This is a genomic window from Burkholderia sp. BCC0322 (genome assembly GCF_902833045.1).
Lineage (GTDB): Bacteria > Pseudomonadota > Gammaproteobacteria > Burkholderiales > Burkholderiaceae > Burkholderia.
Genome location: NZ_CADFDU010000013.1, coordinates 78,830 through 103,786, shown reverse-complemented (window position 1 = coordinate 103,786; position 24,957 = coordinate 78,830). Strand labels below are relative to the sequence as shown.

26 protein-coding genes are annotated in these 24,957 nt (G+C 67.2%); 8 read left to right on the top strand and 18 right to left on the bottom strand.

Annotated features, from left to right (window positions below):
- Positions 1 to 102 precede the first annotated feature (102 nt).
- Genes slmA through argB form a run of 3 tightly spaced genes read right to left on the bottom strand, consistent with a single transcriptional unit; the run spans position 103 to position 2,422 of the window.
- Entirely contained in the window at positions 103 to 768 is a 666-nt protein-coding gene (gene slmA, locus HWX39_RS28610; protein WP_175971058.1) for a nucleoid occlusion factor SlmA, read from the bottom strand.
- Positions 735 to 1,526 carry a pyrimidine 5'-nucleotidase gene (locus HWX39_RS28605; RefSeq protein ID WP_069257840.1) on the bottom strand — a complete coding sequence of 264 codons (792 nt, stop codon included), beginning with the start codon at positions 1,524 to 1,526 and terminating at the stop codon, positions 735 to 737. The genes slmA and HWX39_RS28605 overlap by 34 nt, the downstream gene beginning before the upstream one ends.
- Positions 1,523 to 2,422 (bottom strand): acetylglutamate kinase, encoded by a 900-nt coding sequence (gene argB, locus HWX39_RS28600; RefSeq protein WP_069257839.1) that lies wholly within the window; start codon positions 2,420 to 2,422, stop codon positions 1,523 to 1,525. The genes HWX39_RS28605 and argB overlap by 4 nt, the downstream gene beginning before the upstream one ends.
- 318 nt (positions 2,423 to 2,740) lie before the next feature.
- Here argB and HWX39_RS28595 point away from each other — a divergent pair, with 318 nt between their 5' ends.
- The 3 genes from HWX39_RS28595 (at position 2,741) to HWX39_RS28585 (ending at position 5,032) form a co-directional block, all read left to right on the top strand.
- Positions 2,741 to 2,965 carry a cysteine-rich CWC family protein gene (locus tag HWX39_RS28595; RefSeq protein ID WP_175971057.1) on the top strand — a complete coding sequence of 75 codons (225 nt, stop codon included), beginning with the start codon at positions 2,741 to 2,743 and terminating at the stop codon, positions 2,963 to 2,965.
- A gap of 92 nt (positions 2,966 to 3,057) precedes the next feature.
- Positions 3,058 to 4,476 (top strand): ATP-binding protein, encoded by a 1,419-nt coding sequence (locus HWX39_RS28590; protein ID WP_175971056.1) that lies wholly within the window; start codon positions 3,058 to 3,060, stop codon positions 4,474 to 4,476.
- Positions 4,477 to 4,489: 13 nt separating this feature from the next.
- A complete protein-coding gene (locus HWX39_RS28585) occupies positions 4,490 to 5,032 on the top strand; it encodes a response regulator transcription factor (protein ID WP_021156278.1) in 543 nt (180 codons plus the stop codon).
- A 167-nt stretch (positions 5,033 to 5,199) separates the two neighbouring features.
- On the opposite strand, the gene hslU is transcribed toward HWX39_RS28585, so the two are convergent.
- The 9 genes from hslU to lpxL form a co-directional block, all read right to left on the bottom strand.
- Entirely contained in the window at positions 5,200 to 6,543 is a 1,344-nt protein-coding gene (gene hslU, locus HWX39_RS28580) for an ATP-dependent protease ATPase subunit HslU (RefSeq protein ID WP_175951254.1), read from the bottom strand.
- Positions 6,544 to 6,553: 10 nt separating this feature from the next.
- Positions 6,554 to 7,090: an ATP-dependent protease subunit HslV gene (hslV, locus tag HWX39_RS28575; protein WP_006760749.1), complete on the bottom strand. Its 537-nt coding sequence runs from the start codon at positions 7,088 to 7,090 to the stop codon at positions 6,554 to 6,556.
- Positions 7,091 to 7,325: 235 nt separating this feature from the next.
- Positions 7,326 to 7,742: an RNA polymerase-binding protein DksA gene (gene dksA, locus HWX39_RS28570; protein ID WP_006477498.1), complete on the bottom strand. Its 417-nt coding sequence runs from the start codon at positions 7,740 to 7,742 to the stop codon at positions 7,326 to 7,328.
- A gap of 496 nt (positions 7,743 to 8,238) precedes the next feature.
- The gene (locus HWX39_RS28565) at positions 8,239 to 9,276 is read right to left on the bottom strand and encodes a GTP-binding protein (RefSeq protein ID WP_175971055.1); all 1,038 of its coding nucleotides are present in this window, start codon (positions 9,274 to 9,276) and stop codon (positions 8,239 to 8,241) included.
- A 200-nt stretch (positions 9,277 to 9,476) separates the two neighbouring features.
- Positions 9,477 to 10,691, bottom strand: coding sequence for a class I SAM-dependent rRNA methyltransferase (locus HWX39_RS28560; RefSeq protein ID WP_175971054.1), 1,215 nt, complete (start codon positions 10,689 to 10,691; stop codon positions 9,477 to 9,479).
- A 76-nt stretch (positions 10,692 to 10,767) separates the two neighbouring features.
- Positions 10,768 to 11,688, bottom strand: coding sequence for a tyrosine recombinase XerC (gene xerC / locus HWX39_RS28555; RefSeq protein WP_175971053.1), 921 nt, complete (start codon positions 11,686 to 11,688; stop codon positions 10,768 to 10,770).
- Positions 11,689 to 11,702: 14 nt separating this feature from the next.
- Positions 11,703 to 12,416, bottom strand: coding sequence for a DUF484 family protein (locus tag HWX39_RS28550; protein ID WP_175971052.1), 714 nt, complete (start codon positions 12,414 to 12,416; stop codon positions 11,703 to 11,705).
- A gap of 37 nt (positions 12,417 to 12,453) precedes the next feature.
- Entirely contained in the window at positions 12,454 to 13,323 is an 870-nt protein-coding gene (gene dapF, locus HWX39_RS28545) for a diaminopimelate epimerase (RefSeq protein ID WP_175971051.1), read from the bottom strand.
- 263 nt (positions 13,324 to 13,586) lie between these two features.
- Positions 13,587 to 14,471 (bottom strand): lauroyl acyltransferase LpxL, encoded by an 885-nt coding sequence (gene lpxL, locus HWX39_RS28540; RefSeq protein WP_175951260.1) that lies wholly within the window; start codon positions 14,469 to 14,471, stop codon positions 13,587 to 13,589.
- Between the two features lie 265 nt (positions 14,472 to 14,736).
- Between lpxL and metK the strand changes: the two genes are divergently transcribed.
- Positions 14,737 to 15,924 (top strand): methionine adenosyltransferase, encoded by a 1,188-nt coding sequence (metK, locus tag HWX39_RS28535; protein WP_011353531.1) that lies wholly within the window; start codon positions 14,737 to 14,739, stop codon positions 15,922 to 15,924.
- 131 nt (positions 15,925 to 16,055) lie between these two features.
- Here metK and HWX39_RS28530 read toward each other — a convergent pair whose 3' ends face one another.
- Entirely contained in the window at positions 16,056 to 16,397 is a 342-nt protein-coding gene (locus HWX39_RS28530; RefSeq protein ID WP_175951261.1) for a hypothetical protein, read from the bottom strand.
- A gap of 352 nt (positions 16,398 to 16,749) precedes the next feature.
- On the opposite strand from HWX39_RS28530, the gene HWX39_RS28525 reads away from it, so the two are divergent.
- A complete protein-coding gene (locus tag HWX39_RS28525; RefSeq protein ID WP_175971050.1) occupies positions 16,750 to 17,523 on the top strand; it encodes a phytanoyl-CoA dioxygenase family protein in 774 nt (257 codons plus the stop codon).
- A 147-nt stretch (positions 17,524 to 17,670) separates the two neighbouring features.
- Here HWX39_RS28525 and HWX39_RS28520 read toward each other — a convergent pair whose 3' ends face one another.
- Positions 17,671 to 17,877, bottom strand: a complete 207-nt coding sequence (locus HWX39_RS28520; protein WP_011353528.1) for a DUF3185 family protein — start codon at positions 17,875 to 17,877, stop codon at positions 17,671 to 17,673.
- A 193-nt stretch (positions 17,878 to 18,070) separates the two neighbouring features.
- Here HWX39_RS28520 and mgrA point away from each other — a divergent pair, with 193 nt between their 5' ends.
- Positions 18,071 to 19,114, top strand: a complete 1,044-nt coding sequence (gene mgrA / locus HWX39_RS28515; protein ID WP_175971049.1) for an L-glyceraldehyde 3-phosphate reductase — start codon at positions 18,071 to 18,073, stop codon at positions 19,112 to 19,114.
- Positions 19,115 to 19,224: 110 nt separating this feature from the next.
- Here mgrA and HWX39_RS28510 read toward each other — a convergent pair whose 3' ends face one another.
- Positions 19,225 to 19,410: a hypothetical protein gene (locus HWX39_RS28510; RefSeq protein WP_011353526.1), complete on the bottom strand. Its 186-nt coding sequence runs from the start codon at positions 19,408 to 19,410 to the stop codon at positions 19,225 to 19,227.
- A 303-nt stretch (positions 19,411 to 19,713) separates the two neighbouring features.
- Entirely contained in the window at positions 19,714 to 20,595 is an 882-nt protein-coding gene (locus HWX39_RS28505) for a DMT family transporter (protein WP_175971048.1), read from the bottom strand.
- A gap of 798 nt (positions 20,596 to 21,393) precedes the next feature.
- Between HWX39_RS28505 and HWX39_RS28500 the strand changes: the two genes are divergently transcribed.
- Complete coding sequence (locus HWX39_RS28500) at positions 21,394 to 21,606, top strand: hypothetical protein (RefSeq protein WP_004198969.1); 213 nt, start codon at positions 21,394 to 21,396, stop codon at positions 21,604 to 21,606.
- Between the two features lie 49 nt (positions 21,607 to 21,655).
- Complete coding sequence (locus tag HWX39_RS28495; RefSeq protein ID WP_175971047.1) at positions 21,656 to 22,687, top strand: serine/threonine protein kinase; 1,032 nt, start codon at positions 21,656 to 21,658, stop codon at positions 22,685 to 22,687.
- Between the two features lie 72 nt (positions 22,688 to 22,759).
- On the opposite strand, the gene HWX39_RS28490 is transcribed toward HWX39_RS28495, so the two are convergent.
- Together HWX39_RS28490 and HWX39_RS28485 are read right to left on the bottom strand one after the other, a co-directional pair.
- On the bottom strand, positions 22,760 to 24,202 hold the full coding sequence (locus HWX39_RS28490) for a coniferyl aldehyde dehydrogenase (protein WP_175971046.1): 1,443 nt from the start codon (positions 24,200 to 24,202) through the stop codon (positions 22,760 to 22,762).
- A 39-nt stretch (positions 24,203 to 24,241) separates the two neighbouring features.
- Positions 24,242 to 24,715, bottom strand: coding sequence for a hypothetical protein (locus HWX39_RS28485; protein WP_175971045.1), 474 nt, complete (start codon positions 24,713 to 24,715; stop codon positions 24,242 to 24,244).
- Positions 24,716 to 24,957 lie beyond the last annotated feature (242 nt).

Here is a 24,957-nt window from a genome sequence, read left to right as displayed (position 1 = left end):
AAGCAGGCGGGAATGTGCGAGCCGATGCGGCGGAGCGGCCGCACCGTCCGTCGTCGAATGCGCGAAACCGGTGTGCGTTGCCGGACAGGGGCCGGCGCGGCGTTACTGCAGGATCAGCCGCAAATGCGCGTCGGCCTGCTCGCCGGGCGATTTCTGGAACCCGCCTTTCGCGAAGCGGTGCCACCTGCCGATCACGTAGCTGACGAGCAGGCTCGCCCGTGCAGCCGGATCGTAATCGGCCGGCAGCGCGAACGGCGCCGCGCCGTCCGGCGGCGCATTTGCCTCCGTGCGCGCGACCCGCAGGCACTGCTTGACGGTCGCCTCGATGCGATCGAGCAACTGGTTCACGCGCTCGGTGAGGCGCTCGTCCTCGCCGACCAGCGCCTCGCCAGTCAGCACGCGCGTCATCCCCGGGTTCTTCGCGGCGAAATTGAGCATCGTCAGCGCGATCGTGCGGGCCTGCTGCACGCCGTTCGGCTCCTTCGCGACGATCTGGTTGACGAGGCCGAACAGCGACTGCTCGATGAATTCGATCAGCCCTTCGTACATCTTCGCCTTGCTCGGGAAATGGCGGTACAGCGCCGCTTCCGACACGTCGAGCCGGGCCGCGAGCGCGGCCGTCGTGATCTTCTCGCGCTTCGGTACCTCGAGCATCGATGCGAGCGTCTGCAGGATCATCACGCGGCGCTCGCCCGGCTTCGGGCGCGGGCGGGACGGCGTGGCCTGGTCTTCCGTTACGGCGTGGTCCTGCGGGTGAGTCGGCTGCATTTCTGTCGCCCCGATCGAGTGCCCAGTCGAAGCGATTTTAACGAACGAATCCGCTGATCGACGTAATGCGGGCGGCCGGTACCCGGTAGGTGGCCGGGAAGATGGCCGGTAATCCAGACCGTGCCGATGCCGAGACGCTTGTAGCGCTTCAGGTGGCCGCGCGTGTCCTCGACGAGGATCGCGTCGGTCATCCGCGCATGCACGGCGCGCAGCGTTCGGCGCAGCATCATGTGATCAGGCTTCGCGCGCCACGTGCGGCGGTCGCGCATGTGCTCGATCGCGATCACGCGCTCGAACAGCCGCTCGATGCGCAACTCGCGCAGCACCGCGCGCGCATAGTTCTCCGGCGCGTTGGTCAGCACGAACTTGCGGCCCGGCAGCGCGGCGATGATGTGCGCGAGGCCGCGCTCGGCGCGTACCATCGCGGGGAGATCGGCGAACGTATGGACCGCGCGCAGGAAGTCGTGCGGATCGATCGGGTGATGGCGCGTGAGGCCGAGGAGCGCGGCGCCGTAGCGCTCGGTATAGCCGTTGCGCAGGCGGTCGGCTTCGGCGCGCTCGACCTTGAGCGCATCGATGATGTATTGCGTCATCGCACGGTTGATCTCGGGAAAGATCGCGTGCGACGCGTGGTGCAGCGTGTTGTCGAGATCGAACAGCCAGACGGGCGCGCCGGCACGCGGCCGGCTGCGCGAGATGCGCCGGCGCCGCAGCGGGGCCGGCAGGTCGGGGCTGGCGGTCTTGCGGCGCGCGCTCAATGCGAGCGGATCATCGTGCCGAACGGCTGCTCGGTCAGAATTTCCAGCAGCACCGAGTGCTCGATCCGGCCGTCGACGATGTGCACCGACTTCACGCCGCTCTTCGCCGCGTCGAGCGCCGACGAGATCTTCGGCAGCATGCCGCCGGAGATCGTGCCGTCCTCGAACAGCGCGTCGATCTCGCGCGCGGACAAATCGGTCAGCAGGTTGCCGTCCTTGTCCATCACGCCCGGGATGTTGGTCATCATCAGCAGCTTCTCGGCGTTCAGCACCGTGGCGAGCTTGCCCGCGACGAGGTCGGCGTTGATGTTGTACGACAGGCCGTCTTCGCCGAAGCCGATCGGCGAGATCACCGGGATGAATGCGTCGTCCTGCAGTGCCTTCACGACCGCCGGGTTGATCGCCTCGACTTCGCCGACCTGGCCGATGTCGATGGTCTGGCCCGGGTTGTCGCGATCCGGCATCAGCAGCTTGCGTGCGTGGATCAGGCCGCCGTCCTTGCCCGTCAGGCCCACCGCGTGGCCGCCGAAGTGGTTGATCAGCGTCACGATGTCCTGCTGCACTTCGCCGCCCAGCACCCATTCGACGACTTCCATCGTCTCTTCGTCGGTGACGCGCATGCCCTGGATGAAGGTGCCGGCCTTGCCGATCTTCTTCAGCGCCTGATCGATCTGCGGACCGCCGCCGTGGACGATCACCGGGTTGATGCCGACCAGTTTCAGCAGGATCACGTCGCGCGCGAAGCCTTGCTTGAGCCGCTCTTCCGTCATCGCGTTGCCGCCGTATTTGATGACCACGGTCTTGCCGTGGTAACGGCGAATGTACGGCAGCGCCTCGGCGAGGATTTCTGCTTTCAGCGTAGGGGCGATCTGCGAGAGGTCGATGGGCTCGGACATGGCGGCGGCTCTGGCTGGGAACGGTTGAAACACGGCGAATTGTACAGGAGTGGCGCAGCGCAGCATCGGGTTTTTGGGCGGGCCGGAACACTGGCGGCGCGGCCCGGGCGCCGCACGCGGCGGCCCGCCGGCTATGGCGCGGCGCGATGTGCGCCGCGATACGGGCAGGGGTGCGGGCAGCGGTGCGACGGTAGTGGAGGCGGGGTGGTTCGCGAGCATTCGCGATGGCCATCGGCCGAACGGCCGGCGTGCAAAATCCGTTCGCCGCGCTATGCTTGTCGCGTAGGGCGGCTTCCCGCCCGCTCGAGCGCTTTAGCCATGACCGATTCTGCCGCCGACGCCTGTTCCGCCGCGCGCCGCGCGCGGTGCCCGCACTGCGGGCGCAGCTTCGACTGCGGCGCCCGCACGCAGCCGTTCGAATGCTGGTGCGCGTCGATGCCGGTCTTGCCCGGCGGCACACCGCGCGCCGTCGGCGCGCGTTGCCGGTGCCCCGAGTGCCTGGCCGACGAAATCGCGCAGCGGATGGCCGGCGCGGCCGGCTGACGGCATCGGCCGCGCACGCGGGGCGCCCCGTTCGCCGCGCGCCGATCCGGCCCCGCTAGAGGCGCCGCCCGCTAAACGGGTAAACTGCTTGGATGCAACGAATCACCACCACCGGGCGCGTCAACCTCAGTCACCTGTTCTGGCTCCGCAATCTCGCGATCATCGGCCAGCTGGTGACGATCGGCGTCGTGCAGACCTATTTCGGCGTGCATCTGCCGTTGCCGGCGATGCTGATGGTCATCGCGCTCGAAATCGTTTTCAACGCGCTGACCTGGGTGCGCGTGCTGCGTGCGCGGCCCGAGACCAATTTCGAGCTGCTCGGCCAGCTGTGGGTCGACCTCGGTGCGCTGTCCGCGCTGCTGTTCCTGTCGGGCGGCACGACCAATCCGTTCGTGTCGCTGTACCTGCCTTCGCTCGCGATCGCGGCGGCCGTGCTGCCGTGGCACCTGATGATCTGGCTCGCGGCGTTCGCGGTCGCGTGCTACGCGGCGCTCGGTTTCGACTCGGTGCCGCTCAACATGGACAATCCCGCGAACCTGTTCGACTACTACCGTACCGGGATGTGGGCGAACTTCATGGTCAGCGTCGGACTGATCGCCTGGTTCGTCGCGCGCATGTCGAATGCGCTGCGCCAGCGCGATGCGGCGCTCGGCGAAGCGCAGCAGCACCTGCTGCGCGACGAGCGGGCGGTCGCGCTCGGCGTGCAGGCCGCGACCGTCGCGCACGAGATGGGCACGCCGCTGTCGAAGATCGCGATGCTCGCCGAAGAGCTGCGCGACGCTGCACGCGCCGATCCGGGGCTGGCCCGCTATGAAGCCGACCTGAAGGTGCTCGAGGAACAGATGACGCTCTGCACCTCGGCGCTCGCGCGCCTGCGCAGCCGTGCGAGCGCGCCCGCAAGCCGCCAGCCGGTGGACGACTGGCTCGACACGTTCGTCGAGCACTGGCGCCTGCGACATCCGCACGTGCAGTTCGAGCTGCTCGGCGCGCGCCCGGCGGGCGTCGCGCTCGACGACACGGTCGCGGCCGGCCAGATCCTGACGATCCTGCTCGACAACGCCGCGCGCGCGAGCCCGCAGCGCGTGACGCTGGCCGCGAAGGTCGCGCACGTCGGCGCGGCCGACGAGATCGAATTCGAGGTATGCGACGACGGGCCCGGCATTCCGGCCTCGTTGCGTGAATCGCTCGGCGCGATGCCGGTCGACAGCACGCAGGGCGGGCACGGGGTCGGCCTGTATCTCGCGTTCAGCGCGGCCGCGCGGCTCGGCGGCGAGATCGAGCTGTCCGATGTCGTGCCGCGCGCGGCGGGCGGCAACGGGCGGGCCGGCGGTGCGGCGAATGGTCACGCCGCGGCAGGATCGGCACAGCGCGCGGGCCAGCGCCCGGCCGAACGGTCAACCGGCGCGCCGGACAGCCGCCCGGCCGGCACGGCCGCCGCGCGCGGCACGCGGGCCGTGCTGCGGCTGCCGGCCGTGCGCGTCGCGGCGTCGGCCGCCTCAACCAACACGTAGACGGAGAAACCACATGAGCGAGAACAATTTCCTGGTGATCGACGACAACGAGGTGTTCGCGGGCACGCTCGCGCGCGGCCTCGAGCGCCGCGGTTATGCGGTCCAGCAGGCGCACGACAAGGAGGCGGCGCTCCGGCTCGCCGCAGGCGGCAAGTTCCAGTTCATCACCGTCGACCTACATCTCGGCGAGGACTCGGGCCTGAGCCTGATCGCGCCGCTGTGCGACCTGCAGCCCGACGCGCGGATCCTGGTGCTGACCGGCTACGCGAGCATCGCGACGGCCGTGCAGGCGGTGAAGGAAGGCGCCGACAACTATCTCGCGAAGCCCGCGAACGTCGAGTCGATCCTGGCCGCGCTGCAGACCAACGCGACCGAAGTGCAGGCCGACGAAGCGCTGGAGAATCCGGTCGTGCTGTCGGTCGACCGGCTCGAATGGGAGCACATCCAGCGCGTGCTGGCCGAGAACAACAACAACATTTCGGCGACGGCGCGCGCGCTGAACATGCACCGCCGTACGCTGCAGCGCAAGCTCGCGAAGAAGCCGGTGCGGCAGTAAGCGGCGCGCCGCGGCCGTCGCGGCGGGAGTCGATGCGGCACGACGGGCGTGGCGGGGGGCGACGGGTGATCGGTATGCGGGCAGCCCGTGCCCGGCTGTCCGCCGGACGCACCAACGAAAACGGGCGACCCGTCGGGTCGCCCGTTTCGCATTCGCCGCCGTGCGCGTTACAGCACGTAGCGCGACAGGTCTTCGTCCTGCGACACTTCGCCGAGCGCCCGGTCGACATACTTCGCGTCGATCGTCACGCGCTCGCCGGCGTGATTGCCGGCCGAGAACGACACTTCCTCGAGCAGTTTCTCGATCACCGTGTACAGCCGGCGCGCACCGATGTTCTCGGTCTTCTCGTTGACCGCATACGCGATCTCCGCGAGACGGCGGATGCCGTCCTGGGCGAATTCGAGCTGCACGTCCTCGGTCGCGAGCAGCGCCTGGTACTGCTTGACGAGGCTTGCGTCGGTCGCGTCGAGGATCGCCTCGAAGTCTTCCACCGATAGCGAGTCGAGCTCGACGCGGATCGGAAAGCGCCCCTGCAGTTCGGGAATCAGGTCGCTCGGCTTCGCGAGGTGGAACGCGCCGCTCGCGATGAATAGGATGTGATCGGTCTTCACCATCCCGTACTTCGTGTTGACCGTCGTGCCTTCGACGAGCGGCAGCAGGTCGCGCTGCACGCCCTGGCGCGACACTTCGCCGCCGCTGCCTTCGTTGTTGCGCGACGTGATCTTGTCGATCTCGTCGAGGAACACGATGCCGTTCTGCTCGACGTTCTGCACGGCCTTCGTCTTCACTTCCTCGTCGTTGAGCATCTTCGCCGCTTCCTCGTCGGTCAGCAGCTTCAGCGCTTCCTTGATCTTCACCTTGCGGCGCTGCTTCTTGCCGCTGCCGAGGTTCGAGAACATCGAGCGGATCTGCTCGGTCATCTCTTCCATGCCCGGCGGCGCCATGATGTCCATGCCGGCCGACGGCTGCTCGAGGTCGAGCTCGACTTCCTTGTCGTCGAGCTGGCCTTCGCGCAGGCGCTTGCGGAACGTCTGGCGCGTCGCGTTGTTGTCGTCGTTCGCGTGTTCGGCATTGCCGCCGAAGCCCACCGCGCGCGGTTGCGGCAGCAGGATGTCGAGGATGCGGTCTTCCGCCTGGTCGGTCGCCTTGCTGCGCACCTTGCGCATCTCGGATTCGCGCGTCTGCTTGACCGAGATCTCGATCAGGTCGCGCACGATGCTGTCGACGTCGCGGCCGACGTAGCCGACTTCGGTGAATTTGGTCGCTTCGATCTTGATGAACGGCGCGTCGGCGAGCTTCGCGAGGCGGCGCGCGATTTCGGTCTTGCCGACACCCGTCGGCCCGATCATCAGGATGTTCTTCGGCGTGATTTCCTGGCGCAGCGGGTCGGCGACCTGCTGGCGGCGCCAGCGGTTGCGCAGCGCCACCGCGACGGCCTTCTTCGCCTTCGCCTGGCCGATGATGTGCTTGTCGAGTTCCGAGACGATCTCGGCAGGGGTCATGGTGCTCATGGTGCGGTCCTTACTCGATCGTTTCGATGATGCGGTTGTGGTTCGTATAGATGCACATGTCGCCGGCAATCTCGAGCGACTTCTCGACGATCTCGCGCGGCGACAGCTCGGTGTTCTCCGCGAGTGCTCGGGCCGCGGCCTGCGCATAGGCGCCGCCCGAGCCGATCGCGCAGATGCCGCCCTCGGGGTCGAGCACGTCGCCGTTGCCGGTGATCACGAGCGTGGTGGTGGCATCGGCCGTAATCAGCATCGCCTCGAGGCGGCGCAGCATCCGGTCGGTGCGCCAGTCCTTCGCGAGCTCGACGGCCGCGCGGGTCAGGTTGCCCTGGTGCTTTTCGAGCTTCGCCTCGAAGCGGTCGAGCAGCGAGAACGCATCGGCGGTGCCGCCCGCGAATCCGACCAGCACCTGGTTGTTGTAGATCCGCCGCACTTTCCGCGCGCCACCCTTCATGACGATGTTGCCGAGGGTTACCTGGCCGTCGCCGCCGAGCGCGACCTTGTCGCCGCGCCGGACCGAAACGATGGTCGTGCCGTGAAATTGCTCCATCTGCGTTCCTTGAGAAAAACGGGGAAGAGTCAGGCGGCGCGAGGCGCCGCTGCGTAACTCGCAGTGCGCCGGGAAGCGGCCCGGCGCGCGTCCGGTTCATTTTAGGGCGGGCGCCGGTATATCAAGAGGCGGGAGGCAAATCGGCGGACCGGGAACCGGTGCCGGAAAAACAAAAAGCGCGCGGCAGGCCGCGCGCTTTCGGGAAGCAGCGTGTCTGAGCGGAACGCCCGCTCGATCAGTCGCCGAACAGCTTCTGGCGCAACTCGCGGCGCTCTTGCGCCTCGAGCGACAGCGTGGCGGTCGGACGCGCGAGCAGGCGCGGAATGCCGATCGGCTCGCCGGTTTCCTCGCACCAGCCGTAATCGCCGGAATCGATGCGGGCGAGCGACTGTTGAACCTTCTTGAGGAGCTTGCGTTCGCGATCGCGCGTGCGCAGCTCGAGCGCGTGCTCTTCCTCGATCGTCGCGCGATCGGCAGGGTCGGGCACGATCACCGTCTCGCGCAGGTTCTCGGTCGTCTGGCCTGCATTCTTGAGGATGTCCGCCTGCAACTGTTCGAGCCGATTTTTGAAGAAGGCGAGCTGATCCTCATTCATGTAATCCTTGTCGCTCATCTTCAGGATTTCGGCTTCGGTCAAGAGTTTCTTCGTCATCTGCTTGCTTCTTCAATGTGCGGCAAATCAAGAGATATTGCCTGCACTTTGGGATTACCCGCAACCGCGTTTGCATTCATTTGCGATTTGCCGCCGCGGGGCCGAAAGCCTCTGGAAAACCGGTTCTCAAATACCAGGATAGGCCTGGCGCGGAGTTGTGCGCGCTGCGAACCGGTGTGCTGCGCGGCACATCGCATCGGCCGCGGCCGGGAGGCGGATTGGCGATCCGGCGCGGTTGCGATGCCCGGAAAACTGGTTCAGCAAGAACCGGGCCTGTTTGTTGCCGTACTCCAGCGGGCACGTATTGTAACTGAATCGCAAGCGGGCGCCGTATCGGGTCGATCCCCGTCGGCAGCGCCAATATCTAGAAAATATAACGCGCAAATCGCGAAAAAGCGATGACGGCGAAACCCTGCCCGAAAAGGGCGCTCCGCTGCCGCCGCAGCCGCCTGCGAGGCGGCCGCGCGGCGGCGTGTGCGGCGGTTGCCCGCGCGCGTCAGGCGAGGCAGGCGTCGAGGCCGTCGGTGATCAGGTCCTGCGGCAGATCGACGCCGATGAACACCATCTTGTTGGTCTTCTTCTCGACCGGCAGCCACTTCGCCGCGAGGTCGCTGCCCATCATCTGGTGCACGCCCTGGAACACGACCTTGCGGTCGACGCCCTTCATGTACAGCACGCCCTTGTAGCGCAGCATCCGCTCGCCGTAGATCTGCAGGATGCCGCCGAGGAAGTCTTCCAGCTTGTTCGGGTCGAACGGGCGGTCGTTGCGGTACACGAACGACTTGATCTTGTCGTCGTGGTGCGCGTGATGATGGTGGTGGCCGTGGTCGTGATCGTGCGCGCATTGACCGTGATCGTGGTGGTGGTGCGCGTGATCGTCCTCGGCGAGGAAGTCGGGGTCGATCTCGAGCTTCGCGTTCAGGTTGAAGCCGCGCAGGTCGAAGATTTCCTTGATGTCCGCTTCGCCGAAGTTCACGACCTTGATCGCGGCCTTCGGGTTCATGTGCATCAGGCGATGCTTGAGGCCGGCCACCGTCTGGTCGTCGACCAGGTCCGACTTCGTGATGAACAGGCGATCGGCGAAGCCGACCTGACGCTGCACGACTTCGTGCTCGTCGAGCTGCGCGTTCGCGTGCTTCGCGTCGACGAGCGTGATGACCGCGTCGAGCAGGAAGTCGTCGGCGATTTCGCTGTCGATGAAGAAGGTTTGCGCGACGGGGCCCGGGTTCGCGAGGCCGGTCGTCTCGATCACGATGCGGTCGAAGTCGAGCTTGCCTTCGCGCTTCTTCGCGGCGAGATCGCCAAGCGCGCGTGCGAGGTCGCCGCGGATCGTGCAGCAGATGCAGCCGTTGCTCATCTGGATGATCTGCTCGTTCGAATCCTGCACCAGGATTTCGTTGTCGATGTTCTCTTCGCCGAACTCGTTCTCGATCACGGCGATCTTCATGCCGTGCTGTTCGTTCAGGATGCGCTTGAGCAGCGTCGTCTTGCCGCTGCCGAGGAAGCCGGTGAGGATGGTGACGGGAGTGGCCATGTCAATCGCCTGTGGTTCGTGAATCGGGGTCAAAACCGGGATGTGCGTCGCGCCCGTGGCGTTGCCAGCCGGGGCGCACAACCATCCATTGAAACATACCTGTCAAGCTCTCGCCCGTCGTCCGAACGACAGGCGGGAGCGCGGATCCGCCGGGCGCGGGGCCGCGGCCGGAGGACGGTTGCGCGCGTAGATCGGGGCGATCAGACGATTTGCAACAGCAGGCCCTTCAGATATTCGCCTTCCGGGAAGGCCGCGAGCAGCGGGTGATCGACACCCGCGCCGAGACGCTTCAGGATGCGCGCGTCGACCTTCGCGTCGGCGGCCGCACCCGCGACGATCTTCTGGAACAGGTCCATGTCGATCGCGCCCGAGCACGAGTACGTGAACAGCAGGCCGCCCGGACGCAGCAGCTTGAAGCCGCTCAGGTTGATGTCCTTGTACGCGCGCGCCGCGCGGTCGACGCTGTCGCGCGTCGGCGCGAACTTCGGCGGATCGAGCACGATCAGGTCGAATCGCTCGCCTTCGTCGGCGAGGCGGCGCAGCGTCTTGAATGCGTCGGCGTCGAGCCAGGTCGCGCGTTCGGCGTCGAAGCCGTTGGCGACGACGTTCTGCTGCGCGAGCGCGAGTGCGTCGCCCGACGAATCGATCGACACGACGCGCTTCGCGCCGCCCTTGAGCGCCGCGAGCGAGAAGCCGCCCGTGTAGCAGAAGCAGTTCAGCACGTCGCGATCGGCCGCGTACTGCGCAACCAGCGCGCGGTTGTCGCGCTGGTCGACGTAGAAGCCCGTCTTGTGGCCGTTCGGCACGTCGACGTGATAGCGCACGCCGTTTTCGTTCGCGATCAGCGTCGCGGGCGGCGCGTCGCCGGCCAGCACGCCGGTCGTTTGTTCGAGCCCCTCCTTGTCGCGGATCGAGACGTCCGAGCGCTCGTAGACGTTCGGGCAGCCCGTGGCGCCGACGAGCGCCTTCACGATCGCGTCCTTCCATGCGTCGACACCCGCGGCCATGAACTGGCAGACGAGCTGGCCGCGCGGTGCGGCACCGGCTTCGGCGGTGTCCGCGACGTAGTAGTCGACGATCAGCCCCGGCAGCCCGTCGGCTTCGCCGAACACGAGCCGCACCGCGCCCGTGCCCGACACCATCGTCGTGCGGTGCGCGACCGCGCGCTGCACGCGGCGCTTGAAGAACGCGTGGTCGATCGGCTCGTTCTCGTCGAAGCTCCACACGCGCACGCGGATCTGCGATTGCGGGCTGTACGCGCCGCGCGCGAGGAAGCGGCCGTCGTGCGAGCGCACGATGACGGTCGCGCCGGGCGCGGGCTTGCCGTCGACGCGGTCGATCGCATTGGCGTAGATCCACGGATGGCGGCGCAGCAGCGATTTGTCTTTGGACGGCTTGAGTGTGACGGTTTGCATGATGAGATCGAAATGGGCCGTGCGCGAAGCCGACCGTGGCCGGTCGCCGCGCGCGGCGGGTAACACGGGAAGTGCGTCAGTCGCGCTTCTTCGCGCGCGGATGCGCGCTGTCGTAAATCTTCGCGAGATGCTGGAAGTCGAGCGACGTGTAGACCTGCGTCGCGGAGACGCTCGCGTGGCCGAGCAGTTCCTGCACTGCGCGCAGGTCGCCGCTCGACTGCAGCACGTGCGTCGCGAACGAGTGGCGCAGCACGTGCGGATGGACGTTGGCGGGGATGCCCGCGGTGAGCGCCGCGCGCTTCACGCGCTCGCGCACGACGCCCGGCGACATCCGATTGCCGCGCACGGACAGGAACAGCGGATGCGGATCGTGCTTCACGAATTCGCCGCGCACCGCGAGCCATGCGTTCAGCGCATCGATCGCCTTGCGGCCGACCGGCACCTTGCGCTCCTTGTTGCCCTTGCCGCGCACGGTGACTTCGGCTTCCGCGAGGTCGAGCCAGCCGGCCGAACGGTAGCCGTCGGCCTGCGTGTACATCACGTCGAGCCCGATCAGCTCGGCGAGGCGCAGCCCCGACGAATAGAACAGCTCGAGGATCGCGTGATCGCGGATGCCTTCGGTCGTGTTGGCGAGCGGCGCGTCCATCAGCGCCGATGCATCGTCGACCGACAGCGCTTTCGGCAAGGTCTTCGCGCGTTTCGGCGCGCGCACCGCGGCGACCGGGTTCGCGGGCATCTCGATGCGCTGCGCGAGCCAGCGGTAGAACGCGCGCCATGCGGACAGCCGGTGCGAGATCGACCGCGCCGACAGCCCGCCCGCGTGCGCGCGCGCAACCGCGCCGCGCATGTCGGCGGCCGTCAGCGCTTCGAGCGGCCGGCCGTTCGCGAGCTTCTTCAGCTCGTCGAGTTCGTGCGTGTACGCGCGCAGCGTGTGTTCCGACAGCTGCCTGACGTGCTTCAGGTTCGACAGGTAGGCGGCGATCGGATCGTCTGTCATCGCGTGCGGAAGGCTCAGTGCGGCAGCAGGCGCGTGAGCGCGGCGCTCGCGAGCGTCGCGATCTGCGCGAGGAAGTCGGTGGCCATCCCGTCGTGGAAGCGGCGCGGGTCGGGCGAGCCGAGTACGAGCAGGCCGAACGCGGGCGCATCGGCGCCGGCGAGCGGCGCGCGCAGTGCGAGCAGCGCGACCGACGCGGCCGACGGCGCGGCTTCAACGTCTTCCGCCGCATTCGCGGTCGCGGCGGCGACCGCGGGCGCCAGCCACTGCGCGGCTTCGAAGCCCGTGTTCGCACCGCAGTAAGGCGTCGACAGCCCGCTCGTGAACAGGCGCACTTCCTCGCCGACCTGGCGCGCGAAATCGGCCTGCGAGTAGGTGTCGGCGACGTCCCATACGCGCAGCGCCGTCTGCGGCACGTCGAATACTTCGGCGATGCCGTCGGCGATCGTGCGCGGCAGCGCGTACGGATCGCGTTCCGCGATCACGCGCGCGGTCCAGCGGCTGAACTTCGCGGACAGGCTGTCGTTCTCGTGGCCGTAGCGCACGAGTTCGGCGAGCCGGCGCTCGAGATGCTTGTTCTTGTCGCGCAGCATCTCCATCTGCCGCTCCTGCAGCGAGATCGCGGCCTTGCCGTGCGGGTTCGCGAGGCGGATCGTCGCGAGCAGTTCGGCGTGCTGCGCGAAGAATTCGGGATTGGCGAGCAGGTAGTCGGCGACTTCGCGATCGTTCATGTGGCTGGCGCGTTCAGTTATCAAGGACGTTGCAGGGTCAGGCGGCCAGGTCGATCTCGCCTTCGAACACGGTCGTGGCGGGCCCGGCCATCATCAGCGCGGCGGTTTCGTCGCGCGCGCCGTCCCAGCTGATCGTCAGCGTGCCGCCGTGCGTGTGCACGGTCACGGGCGAATCGAGCAGGCCGCGCCGGATGCCGGCCGCGACCGCCGCGCATGCGCCGGTGCCGCACGCGAGCGTCTCGCCCGCCGCGCGTTCGTACACGCGCAGCTTCACTTCGCTGCGCGACACGATCTGCATGAAGCCGGCGTTCACGCGCTCCGGGAAGCGCGCGTGGCGCTCGATCAGCGGGCCTTCTTCGAGCACGGGATACGCTTCGGCGTCGTCGACGACCTGCACCGCGTGCGGGTTGCCCATCGTCACCGTCGAGATCCAGCGCGTCGCACCGCCGACGTCGAGCGGCCACAGCGTGTCGCGGCCCTCGGTGCGGCCGTCGAGGCCCGCCGCGTCGAACGGCACCTGCGCCGGCACGAACACGGGCGCGCCCATGTCGACGACGACTTCGCCGTTGTCCTGCATCGTCAGCGTGATCAGGCCCTTCATCACCTGCACGCGCACGCTGCGCTTGTCGGTCAGGCCGCGGTCGCTGACGAATTTCACGAAGCAGCGCGCGCCGTTACCGCAGTGTTCGACCTCGCCGCCGTCGCAATTGAAGATCCGGTACTTGAAATCCACGCCGTCGACGGTCGGTTTTTCGACGAGCAGCAGCTGGTCGGCGCCGATGCCGAAGTGGCGGTTGGCGAGCGCACGCACCTGCGCTTCGGTGAGCGGCGGCAACGCGCGCGAATAGCCGTCGAGCACGACGAAGTCGTTGCCCGCGCCGTGCATCTTGGTGAACGAGAGTTTCACTGGGTCCGGATTTCCATGGCGAACAAGGCGGTCAGCGCGGCGCGCGCGACGCCGCGCCATGTCGGGCGGCCTCGTTCGTCGTGCTGATCTCAACCGCAAATGATACATGCAGCCGACAGGGGCGTCCTGCGCGGGCGCGGGCGATCGATGGCTCGCGCGGCAGGTTGCGTTCGATCGGGGGCGGGCATGCGCGAAAGGCGCGCCGAAGGGGGCGAGCGCGCAGGCACGCGCGACGGCGCGCCCGCGGGTTGCGTGCGGCAGGGTCAGTAGAGGCTCGGCTCGCCGGGCGGGCGCGTCTTGAAGCGCTTGTGGACCCAGTAATACTGTTCGGGCATCAGCGGAATCTGCTCCTCGAGGAATGCGTTCATCCGCCGCGCGTCGAGATCGTCGTCGCCGGTCGGGTAGTGATCCCACGGCTTGAATACCTTCAGACGGTAACCCTTGTAGTTCGGCAGCACCTCGCCGATGAACGGCACGACCTGCGCGCGGCCCGTCTTCGCGAGCCGGCCGACCGCCGTCAGCGTGCAGGCAGGCACGCCGAAGAACGGGACGAACGTCGAATTGCGCAGCCCGTAGTCCATGTCGGCGCCGAGCATCACCGGCTTGCGGTCGCGCAGCCAGCGCAGCACGACGCGCGCGCTGTCCGCGCGCCCGACCATCTCGGCGTCGAAACGCCCGCGCGCCTGCTTCGCCGCTTCCTCGAGCACCGCGTTCGAGAACGGCTGGTAGAGCGACCCGCAGCGGCGGTGCAGCGAACGGTTCAGCCAGATCGAGCCGGCCTCGATGCCGACGAAATGCAGGCCGAGGAACAGCGTCGGCGGAAGGTCCGGATCGTCGAGGTCGACCGCGCTGTCGACCTGGATCAGCTTCGCGAGTTTTTTCTCCGAGCCGAACCACTGCACGCTGCGCTCGACGTAGCTGCGGATCGCATGGCGGAAATGCTGCCCGGCGACTTCCTCGCGGCGTTCGTCGCTCCAATCCGGGAAGCAGAGTTTCAGATTGGTGTGTACGATGCGCTTTCGCCGGCTGGGGATCTTGTAGAGCAGCCAGCCGAGACCATCGCCGAACCGTGCGGTCAGGCCGTACGGCAACAGGGCGAGCAGTTTCAGCAAGCCAATGGCGAGGTGCGTGGCTAGACGACCTAGCATGCGAAACCTCCGTGGGACCGGCTGGCCGGCGCTTTGCGAACAGGGTGGTGAAACAGCGGAAGATGCAGCACGGGCGGCGCTCTGTGACAATTCAGGAAAGCCGCTATAATACGGGCTTCGCCGAGTTAACTGACAACTTGCGGGGCGAAGCTGGTTAGCGTGACACGCGCTGTCCGGTCCTGGTAATCCGCTAAAGCGTCGCCGCTTCAGGCCCAACGAAGCTGGCTACGTGAAACCAACCGTAACCACACAGGAGCCTGAAAAAGTGGCAAACGATTATCTCTTCACGTCCGAATCCGTCTCCGAAGGCCATCCGGACAAAGTCGCGGACCAAATCTCGGACGCGATTCTCGACGCCATCCTCGAGCAAGACAAGTATTCCCGCGTCGCGGCGGAAACGCTGTGCAATACGGGTCTCGTCGTCCTGGCCGGTGAAATCACCACGACGGCCAACATCGACTACATCCAGATCGCGCGCGACACCATCAAGCGCATCGGCTACGACAACACCGACTACGGCATCGACTACAAGGGTTGCGCGGTGCTCGTCGCGTACGACAAGCAGTCGCCGGACATCGCCCAGGGCGTCGATCGTGCACACGACGACAACCTCGACCAAGGCGCGGGCGACCAGGGTCTGATGTTCGGTTACGCGTGCGATGAAACGCCGGAACTGATGCCGCTGCCGATCTACCTGTCGCACCGCCTCGTCGAGCGCCAGGCCAGCCTGCGCCGCGACGGCCGCCTGCAATGGCTGCGCCCGGACGCGAAGTCGCAGGTGACGGTCCGCTACGTCGACGGCAAGCCGCATTCGATCGACACCGTCGTGCTGTCGACGCAGCACGCGCCGGACATCGAGTTGCCCGCGCTGCGCGAAGCCGTGATCGAGGAAATCATCAAGCCGACGCTGCCGGCCGACCTGATCAAGGGCGACATCAAGTTCCTGGTGAACCCGACCGGCCGGTTCGTGATCGGCGGCCCGCAGGGCGACTGCGGCCTGACCGGCCGCAAGATCATCGTCGACACGTACGGCGGTGCCGCACCGCACGGCGGCGGCGCGTTCTCGGGCAAGGATCCGTCGAAGGTCGACCGTTCGGCTGCGTATGCAGGCCGCTACGTCGCGAAGAACATCGTCGCCGCCGGCCTCGCGTCGCGCGCGCTGATCCAGGTGTCGTACGCGATCGGCGTCGCCGAGCCGACCTCGGTGATGGTCAACACGTTCGGCACGGGCCGCGTGTCGGATGCGGTGATCACGAAGCTCGTGCGCGAGCATTTCGACCTGCGTCCGAAGGGCATCATCAAGATGCTCGACCTGCTGCGCCCGATCTACGAGAAGACCGCTGCTTACGGCCACTTCGGCCGCGAAGAGCCGGAATTCTCGTGGGAAGCGACCGACAAGGCGCTCGCCCTGGCCGAAGCGGCCGGCGTCGAGCCGACGGCACGCGTCGCGTAAGCGTCGTTCGCCTCAAATGAAAAACCCCGGCTTAGCCGGGGTTTTTTTATGGGTTCCGATCGCCGGGGCAATGGGACAATCGGGCCGCAGCGCGACGGCGAGCGTCGCGCACAGTGCCCGCCGGCGTGCGCTCAGCGTGCGCCGAACCCGAACCAGCCGTTGCTGGCCGCGAGGCGGCGCGGGCGGTTGATGCGGCGCTGCGGGCCGAGCGTGCGGCGCAGCGCGAGCGCGCGCAGCGACGACGGCTTCTGCAGCAGCGAGCGCAGGCCGGCGCGGCGCGAGAACGCCTGCGCGCTCATCATCGAGAAAAATGCGTGGAACCACGCACGGATACCGTCCAGCCGGCTATGTGCGGGCGCACGCTCGGCCAGCGCCCGCGTGCGTGCGCGGTGATGGCGCAGCGAGCGGGCAGGAGCGGGCGGCACAACGCGCTTCGCAGCGCGGCTGAGACGGGAAGTCAGACGGAATGGCATGTGAACGATGCTTCGCTTGTATGGATGGCGCCCTTGAGAGCGCACTGGTATGAACGGCCTCGGATGGCGCAACGGATCTTACCGAAACTCGCTGCGCGCCGCGCCCGCCAGAATTGACAGGCCGCGACAGGCTACAGGGGATTCATGACGGGCAAAAGTCGCGAGAAACCCTTGTGCCGCAAGGCGTGTGCCGCATACCGCCTGTCGGTGAGGCCGGCGCCGCGCCGCACAGTTCCCTTGAGCCGGATCAAATCTACGATTGGCATGCCCCTGCGCACGACAATGGCGCTGTTCGCGGCATCCGGCGCCGATTTACAATCGTCACATTCACACAATAAACGTCTGGCATCCCATGTCGTCTCCATTGCAGTCGGAATCGATCCGCGCGCAAGTCGCGGAATTGCGCGAGCGCGGCTTCGTCGTCGCGCGTGGCCTCGTCGGCGAGGCGCAGTGCGCGGCGCTCAGGCAGGTCGCGGAGCGCCAACTGCGGGAGGCGGCCGAACCGATCGAGTTCGAGGCGGACCTGCGCTACCCGGGCGCGCCCGAGTCCAAGCATGCGCCGGGCGGGCATACGGTGCGGCGGTTGCTCGATGCGTATTCGCGCGACCCGGGCTTTGCCGAGCGCGCGATCGCACCCGAAATCGGTGCGTGGATGCGGGCGTATTTCGGTGAAGAGCCGGTGCTGTCGCGCGCGCATCACAACTGCATGATGACGAAGCATCCCGCGTACGGCAGCCTGACCGGCTGGCATCGCGATTTCCGCTACTGGTCGTTCGAGCGCCCGGACATGGTGTCGGTGTGGCTCGCGCTCGGGCCGGAAACGAACGAGAACGGCGCACTGTGGCTCGTACCGGGGTCGCACACGGCCGAATTCGGGCCCGAAGCGTTCGACGACGCGAAGTTTTTCCGCGGCGACCTGCCGGAGAACCGGAAGATGATTGACGCGGCCACGTGCCCGTCGCTGCAGACGGGCGACGTCGTGTTCTTCCACTGCAACACGCTGCATTCGGCCGGGCAGAACCGTTCCGACCAGGTGAAGTTTTCGCTCGTGTATACGTACCACGGCGCGAGCAACCGGCCGGTGCCGGGCACGCGTTCGGCGTCGAAGCCGGAAGTGCAGTTCTAGGTTCGGATCGGACGGGCGGCGACACCGCCGCGGTCGCGCGATGCGGCGCATCGCGGGCGTTTGAAGCAACGGGCGGCCTGGCCGCCCGTTTCGTTTGACGTGCCCGATCGTGAACGCGGGCCATGCGTGCATCGCGCGGCTGCGCGTTCAGCGCTTGCCGCCCGGCATCGCGAGGCCGATCAGGCCGATGAACGATGCGACGGCGCCGCCCACGATCAGCAGGATCGTCTTCGTCGCGGGCGAACCGGTGAAGAAGCGCGACACGTTGTCGTTGATCGAATGGAACGACTGGCCGCCGAAATACAGCAGCACGACGCCGCCGACGAGCAGCGCAACCGAGATGACCCGGGACATACCAACCTCGCTGAAACGGTGATTCGAGACGCCGCAGTGTAGGCGACGGCCGCGGCTGCGTCCATCGCCGTCCCGCCGAGCGCGTTCCGGCCGCTTTCGCTACCATAGTCGTCGTATGACTCCTTCGCCGCCGCCGCGTCGTGTGCGCGGCCGGCGCGCGTCCCCACTCCCGATCTCCTGACGGAACCGACTCATGGCCTACGAAGCAGCTCCCGAACGTTATGCCGACATGCAATACCGCACCTGCGGCAAATCCGGGCTCAAACTGCCCGCGCTGTCGCTCGGCCTGTGGCACAACTTCGGCGACTCGACGCCGATCGCGATACAGCGCGACATCCTGCGCACCGCGTTCGACCTCGGCATCAACCACTTCGATCTCGCGAACAACTACGGGCCGCCGTACGGCAGCGCGGAAACCAACTTCGGCCGGCTGCTGAAGGAGGATTTCCGGCTGTATCGCGACGAGCTGCTGATTTCGACGAAGGCCGGCTGGGACATGTGGCCGGGGCCGTACGGCAGCGGCGGCGGCTCGCGCAAGTACGTGCTCGCGAGCCTCGACCAGAGCCTGCAGCGAATGGGGCTCGACTATGTCGACATCTTCTATTCGCACCGCTTCGACGCGCATACGCCGCTCGAGGAAACGGCGGGCGCGCTCGCGTCGGCCGTGCAGCAGGGCAAGGCGCTGTACATCGGCATTTCGTCGTACTCGGCGGCGAAGACGCGCGAGATGGCCGAGCTGCTAGCGCAGTACAAGGTGCCGCTGCTGATCCACCAGCCGTCGTACAACCTGCTGAACCGCTGGGTCGAAACCGAACTGCTCGGCACGCTCGACGAGATCGGCACGGGCAGCATTGCGTTCACGCCGCTCGCGCAGGGGCTGCTCACGTCGAAGTACCTGAACGGCGTGCCGGCCGATGCGCGCGTGAACAAGCCGGGCGGCGGTTCGCTGAAACAGGATCACCTGAGCGCGGACAACCTCGACCATGTGCGCAAGCTCAACGCGATCGCCGAACGGCGCGGGCAGAGCCTCGCGCAGATGGCGCTCGCATGGGTATTGCGCAACGGCCGCGTGACGTCCGCGCTGATCGGCGCGAGCCGTGCGGAGCAGGTGCGTGAAAACGTCGGCGCACTGAAGAACCTCGAATTCTCGGCGGAGGAACTCGCCGAGATCGATCGTCACGCGACGGAAGGCGGCATCAATCTGTGGGAAAAGCCGTCCACCGATCAGGCGATCTGACCGGCAGTCGATACGGCATGCGAAACATCGCGTGCCGTATCGATGGTTTGCCCGCAGCACATCGCATCGCTGCAATGCAGCGATGCACGCCGCGCATGGGTGGTGCGCCGCTAGATCAGCGCAGGCAGGCCTTCGACGAGCAATACCGCGACACCGACGCCGAGGATGACGCCCAGCACGCGCAGCAGGTTGTGGCGGAATTCGGTTGCGCACGGCACCGCGCCGAGAAACAGCGCTCCGGCCAGCGCCATCGGAATCAACAGGATGAAGTCGCCGATCGTGAAGTAGGTCGTCATGCGTGTCTCCAAGGTCGGCCGGAGTGGGCGCTTGGGCGCTTGCTCCGGCCCCATGCCGGGTGTTTCTAGTATGGATCCGACCCGATTGCGAGCGGGGCGGTCAATTCGAGTATAGGTAACCGGCAGCGCTTTTCGCTATCCGAACCATTAAAAAAACAGCGGAAAGCCCCGAGAATCGCGCATTTTTCCCGCAAGTTAGACGAACACCTTGCGCATAGCTTTCCTATGTCTTTCGATTTCCGCGGAATCGTCGTATGTGTCCGGTACGTGCCCCCGCACCCGCAGGCGCGGCGGCACGCACGCTCAAGCGCGGTCGGGTTGCACGCGGGCGGCCGGCGCGCGGAACACGAGCGCGAGCCCCGCGATGATCGCGCCCATGCCGGCGAGCGCGAGCGGCTCGGGCCGGTTGCCGAGCCACACGGCATCCATCAACGTGGTGACGACGGGCACGAGATAGAACAGGCTCGTCACGTTGACGAGATCGCCGCGCTGCATCAACCGGTAGAACAGCAGTTGCGCGATCACCGAAATCACGATGCCGAGCCACAGCAGCGAGATCGCGAGTGTCCAGCTGATGTCGAACGACACCGGCCGGAACGGCACGATCGCCACGCACAGCGCGAGGCCGATCGCATTCTGCAGCGGCAGCACGTCGGCGGGCGCCGCACGGATGCGCTTTTGCAGCAGCGAGCCGGCGGTCAGCGCGACGAGTGCGGCGAGCGCGCACGCGATGCCCGCGAGCGACAGGCCGCCGTCCCCTGCGCCGCGGAACACGACGAGCGCGAGGCCGGCCAGCGACAGCGCGAGCCCCGCGACACGTACGGGTTGCCAGCGCCGCTCGACGATCGCGAGCGTGACGATCGGCTGAACACCGAGGATCGTCGCGAGCACGCCCGGCGCGATCCCGCGTTCGAGCGCGAGCAGGTAGAAGATCGAATAGCCGCCCATCATCAGCAAGCCGGTCAGCACGGCCATGCGCCGCTCGCCGCGCGGCGGCAGCCAGCGTTTGCGCAGGAAGGCCAGCCCGACCAGCACGAGCGATGCCAGTGCGAAACGCGCGGTGAGAAAGACGAACGCGGATGCGTGACGCAGACCGAGTTCAGCGAAGATCGCGCCGCTGCTCCACAGCAGCACGAAGAGCGACGTCGCTCCATGCGCGGCGAGCGCGCGTTTGAACGAAACCATGTGAATCCACCTGTCGAACGGATCGGAACGTTCCATCCGCGCACGCTGCAACGCGCCGTGCGTCACGACGCACGAATGCAGGGCTGAGAGCGAATGGAAGACGAAATGGAAGCCGGCGGGTCAGCCGGCGCGTGCCGCCGCAGGGGGCGGCGCGGCGCCGACGAGCGGCGGTGCGACAGGAGGCGGAAGAACCGACGGATGTGCGCACGCCTGCGGCCGCGAGTCGAACTGCGGCCGGGATTTTGCGAGGGCGGACGTGAGCGGATGCATCGTGTCGGAATGCGCTTGAACGCGAATGAGCATTCAAGGTACCGCAAGGCCGGTATCGGACGCAACACCTGTCGGCGGCATCGGACGACGAAGGGCGGAGGGCGGAGGGCGGTGCGTGCGCAACGGTCGCCGCGCTGGCTGCGTTCGAGGCAGGGGGAACACGATGACGGCGACGCGTGATTCGGCAACCGCAGTCGCACGACATTGCCAGTTGGCGCAGCACCGGACCCGCGATGCGCGCAGCGTGTGCGTCACGTGCGCGCCGCGGTGATGCCGGGGATTCGGCGGGCGGTCACATTCGACAGGGTATGATGGGGGTAACCGGGCGGGCAAGCGCTTGCCCGGCGCAGTGGTTGATTGGAGACATTCGACGAATTCGCGGCACTTCGCCTGCTTCTTCTTCTTTTCGCGCTTCGATAAACCGTGAACAATGGGATCACGCGCAACGCTCCGACGAGAGCGCGCGGATCGCGCATTTGCCGGCTCGCCAGCGAGCCGGGTTTCAAGATTCAAGAGTGGGGAACCATCATGCATGTCGGGTCGATTGTCTGCACTACCCATATCGCGGTGCCGAAGGGCGCGCGCGGCATCGTCCAGCGCATCCTGGGCGACATGGCCATGGTGACCTGGTACGCGGGCGTACCGGGCGAGTCGAAGGAACTCAACACCGAGCCGTTCTTTCTCGAGGATCTGATCGACACCGGCGAATCCGTGCTGCCGGCCGGCGCGGCGCTTCACTGAGCGCGTCCATCACACCGGGCGCTCGTCTTTCGGCCTGGCTGGCGGCACAATGCTCGGCATGAAAGACGTCACTTCCGCTCCCGCTTCTCCCGCCGGCCCGCCGTTCGCCGGACTCACGCCCGAGTGCGTGCTCGACGCGCTCGACAGCGTGCTGATACCGGCCGGCCTGCGCACCGACGGGCGCCTGCTCGCGCTCAACAGCTACGAAAACCGCGTCTATCAGGTTGGCATCGAAGACGGCCCGCCGGTCGTCGCGAAGTTCTACCGTCCGGCTCGCTGGTCGGACGAAGCGATCCTCGAAGAGCACGCGTTCGTCGCCGAACTCGCCGCACGCGAGATTCCGGTGGTGGCGGCGCGTGCATTCGATGGCCGCACGCTGCACGCGTTCGACGGCTTCCGCTTGTCGATCTTCGAGCGGCGCGGCGGCCGCGCGCCCGATCTCGATCGCAGCGACACGCTCGAATGGCTCGGCCGCTTCATCGGCCGGATCCATGCGGTCGGCGCGACGCAGCCGTATGTCGCGCGCCCCGTGCTCGACATCAATACGTTCGGCTACGAGCCGCGCGACTACCTGCTGGCGCATGATTTCATTCCGGGCGATGTGCGGCCCGCGTACGAGACGGCCGTGACGCTCGCGCTCGAAGGCGTCGAGGCGGCGTTCGAGCGGGCGGGCGAACTCCGCCTGCTGCGCACGCACGGTGACTGTCATCCGAGCAACGTGCTGTGGACCGATGCCGGCCCGCACTTCGTCGACTTCGACGACAGCCGGATGGCGCCCGCGATCCAGGATCTGTGGCTGTTGCTGCCGGGCGATCGCGAAGGCGCGTCGCGTGCGCTGGCGGACCTGCTGGCCGGCTACGAGGATTTCTGCGAATTCGAGCCGCGCGAGCTGCATCTCGTCGAAGCGCTGCGCACGTTGCGGCTGATCCACTACGCGGCATGGCTCGCGCGACGCTGGGACGATCCCGCATTTCCGGCCGCGTTCCCGTGGTTCAACACGCATCGTTACTGGGAAGCACGCGTGCTCGAGTTGCGCGAGCAGATCGGCGCGATGCAGGAAGGGCCGCTCTGGCCCGTGTGATGGCGCGCGCGGCGTCCTCGCCGCGCGGCAGGCTTGCGCGGGCCGCGGCGCGATGCGCACGGCCCGTTCCACTCAGAACTTCAGCATCAGCTTGATCAGCGCGGCGAAGCGCTTGCCGTACGGCGGCGCGAGCAGGTTGCGCGCGTTCAGGCGCGCCTGCGTGAGCACCGGCTTCATCTTCGAGAACGTCACGAAGCCGTCGTAGCCGTGATAGGCGCCCATGCCGCTCGCACCGACACCCCCGAACGGCAAACTGCCGCACGCGATGTGCATCAGCGTTTCGTTGATCGACACGCCGCCCGAGATCGTTTCGCGCATCACGCGGTCGATCGTGCCGCCGTCCTCGTCGAACAGGTAGAGCGCGAGCGGACGCGGGCGTGCATTCACGTAGGCGATTGCTTCGTCGAGCCGTTCGTACGGCACGAGCGGCAGCAGCGGCCCGAAGATTTCCTCCTGCATCAGTTGCGATGCGGCCGGCACCTGCGTGACCGCGCACGGCACGAAGCGGCGCGACGCGGGATCCGATTGTGCGTCGGACAGCGGATGCAGCTGCGCGCCGGCCGCCTGCGCATCGCTCGCGAGCTGCTGGAGCCGCGCGTAGTGGCGCGGCGACACGATCGTCGTGTAGTCGCCGTTGGCCGACAGGTCGGGATACATCTTCGCGAATCGTGCGCGCGCGCGCTCGATGAACGCGGCTTCCATCCCGCGCGGCAGCAGCACGTAGTCGGGCGCGATGCAGGTTTGGCCTGCGTTCAGCGTCTTGCCCGCGACGATCGCGTCGACGGCTGCATCGAAGCGCGCGTTCGGGCCGACGATCGCCGGCGACTTGCCGCCGAGTTCGAGCGTGACGGGCGTGAGGTTGTCGGCGGCCGCGCGCATCACGTGGCGGCCGACGTGCGTCGAGCCGGTGAACAGCAGATGATCGAACGGCAGCCCGCTGAACGCGGCGCCCACTTCGGCATCGCCGTTCACGACCGCGACGTGGTCGCGTGTAAAGGTCCTGGCAATGAGCTGCTCGAACAGCGCCGACGTGCGCGGCGTCAGTTCGGACATCTTGATGATCGCGCGATTGCCGGCCGCGAGCGCGCAGATCAGCGGGCCGGCCGCGAGCAGCACCGGGTAGTTCCATGGCACGACGATGCCGACCACGCCGAGCGGCTGCGGAATCACCTTCGCGCGCGCCGGGCGCAGCCACTTGTTCATCGGTTTGCGGATCGGCTTCATCCAGCGCTTGCCGTGCTTGAGCGCGTCGTCGATCTCTTCCTTCGCCATCCAGATTTCCGACAGCAGCACTTCCTGCTTCGCGCGATGACCGAAATCGGCACTGATCGCTTCGGCGAGTGCGTCCGCATGGTCGATCAGCATCGTGCGCAGCGCGCGCAGGTGCTGCACGCGCGTTTCCCATGCCGGATACGGCGCGCGCAGGTAGGCCGTGCGCTGGTCGCGCAGCAGCGACGTCAGCGCGTCCATCGACGGCAGTGCTTGCGGGGCGAGTTCGGGCAGGTCGTTTTTCATGTCGTCTCCTCCAGTTGGGCCTGGCTGGTCGGCCGGCCGTCACGCCGCACGCGCACGCTCGGCGAGCGCGGCGACGCGGATCGGGGTGGTGCGTGTCGCGCGGCGCGGAGCCGGATGCGACGTGTGCTCGTAAACCGGTTGAAGCGTGCAGCGGGCGTCGCATCCACGCGACGGTGCGCGCATCCGGAAACCGCTCTGTGGCGCATGCGCGTCCGGCACGATGTGGCCGCCGACAGGCACGCGTCGCTGCACCACGCGCGCCGGCCGGTGGACCGAAGCAGGGCGGCGCGACGTGTCCGCCAAAGCGTGCCGCAGCGCATCGTGCCGCCGCGGCGACAAACCGTCCAAACGGTCGGCGACGACATGTGCCGTTCGATTCCGGTCGACTGCGCGCATGACGCCGAGCCTCTCCGCGCGGGCAGCCGTTTGAAATGAAATGCGGGCTGCGCGCAGCGCATCCGGACAACCCGGTCGGCACGCGGCCTGCAGAACCTGGCGCTGCATCGTCGACACTCCCGTTTCGCGACGGATCGGCTTCTCGTGGCCGGTGCATCGCGCAAAGCGAATCAGTACATCTTAAATTTAGTTCACGCGGGCGTTTAGAGGAATCGCTCTTGAATCCGCACGCCGCGCGCGCAACGGCCATTCCTACAATGCCCGAACACTTGGGGCTGTTTACAGATGGAACGCGCATGCGTTGCCCCGAGAAGGGCCGCTCGCGAGGCGCGCGATGCCGCGAACACCGACGTATCGCC

Coding starts and splice junctions, on each gene's coding strand:
- slmA (WP_175971058.1), bottom strand. CDS start 768: ATGCAGCCGACTCACCCGCAGGACCACGCCGTAACGGAAGACCAGGCC.
- argB (WP_069257839.1), bottom strand. CDS start 2,422: ATGTCCGAGCCCATCGACCTCTCGCAGATCGCCCCTACGCTGAAAGCA.
- HWX39_RS28595 (WP_175971057.1), top strand. CDS start 2,741: ATGACCGATTCTGCCGCCGACGCCTGTTCCGCCGCGCGCCGCGCGCGG.
- HWX39_RS28590 (WP_175971056.1), top strand. CDS start 3,058: ATGCAACGAATCACCACCACCGGGCGCGTCAACCTCAGTCACCTGTTC.
- HWX39_RS28585 (WP_021156278.1), top strand. CDS start 4,490: ATGAGCGAGAACAATTTCCTGGTGATCGACGACAACGAGGTGTTCGCG.
- hslU (WP_175951254.1), bottom strand. CDS start 6,543: ATGAGCACCATGACCCCTGCCGAGATCGTCTCGGAACTCGACAAGCAC.
- hslV (WP_006760749.1), bottom strand. CDS start 7,090: ATGGAGCAATTTCACGGCACGACCATCGTTTCGGTCCGGCGCGGCGAC.
- dksA (WP_006477498.1), bottom strand. CDS start 7,742: ATGACGAAGAAACTCTTGACCGAAGCCGAAATCCTGAAGATGAGCGAC.
- HWX39_RS28565 (WP_175971055.1), bottom strand. CDS start 9,276: ATGGCCACTCCCGTCACCATCCTCACCGGCTTCCTCGGCAGCGGCAAG.
- HWX39_RS28560 (WP_175971054.1), bottom strand. CDS start 10,691: ATGCAAACCGTCACACTCAAGCCGTCCAAAGACAAATCGCTGCTGCGC.
- xerC (WP_175971053.1), bottom strand. CDS start 11,688: ATGACAGACGATCCGATCGCCGCCTACCTGTCGAACCTGAAGCACGTC.
- HWX39_RS28550 (WP_175971052.1), bottom strand. CDS start 12,416: ATGAACGATCGCGAAGTCGCCGACTACCTGCTCGCCAATCCCGAATTC.
- lpxL (WP_175951260.1), bottom strand. CDS start 14,471: ATGCTAGGTCGTCTAGCCACGCACCTCGCCATTGGCTTGCTGAAACTG.
- HWX39_RS28530 (WP_175951261.1), bottom strand. CDS start 16,397: ATGCCATTCCGTCTGACTTCCCGTCTCAGCCGCGCTGCGAAGCGCGTT.
- HWX39_RS28525 (WP_175971050.1), top strand. CDS start 16,750: ATGTCGTCTCCATTGCAGTCGGAATCGATCCGCGCGCAAGTCGCGGAA.
- HWX39_RS28520 (WP_011353528.1), bottom strand. CDS start 17,877: ATGTCCCGGGTCATCTCGGTTGCGCTGCTCGTCGGCGGCGTCGTGCTG.
- mgrA (WP_175971049.1), top strand. CDS start 18,071: ATGGCCTACGAAGCAGCTCCCGAACGTTATGCCGACATGCAATACCGC.
- HWX39_RS28510 (WP_011353526.1), bottom strand. CDS start 19,410: ATGACGACCTACTTCACGATCGGCGACTTCATCCTGTTGATTCCGATG.
- HWX39_RS28505 (WP_175971048.1), bottom strand. CDS start 20,595: ATGGTTTCGTTCAAACGCGCGCTCGCCGCGCATGGAGCGACGTCGCTC.
- HWX39_RS28500 (WP_004198969.1), top strand. CDS start 21,394: ATGCATGTCGGGTCGATTGTCTGCACTACCCATATCGCGGTGCCGAAG.
- HWX39_RS28495 (WP_175971047.1), top strand. CDS start 21,656: ATGCTCGGCATGAAAGACGTCACTTCCGCTCCCGCTTCTCCCGCCGGC.
- HWX39_RS28490 (WP_175971046.1), bottom strand. CDS start 24,202: ATGAAAAACGACCTGCCCGAACTCGCCCCGCAAGCACTGCCGTCGATG.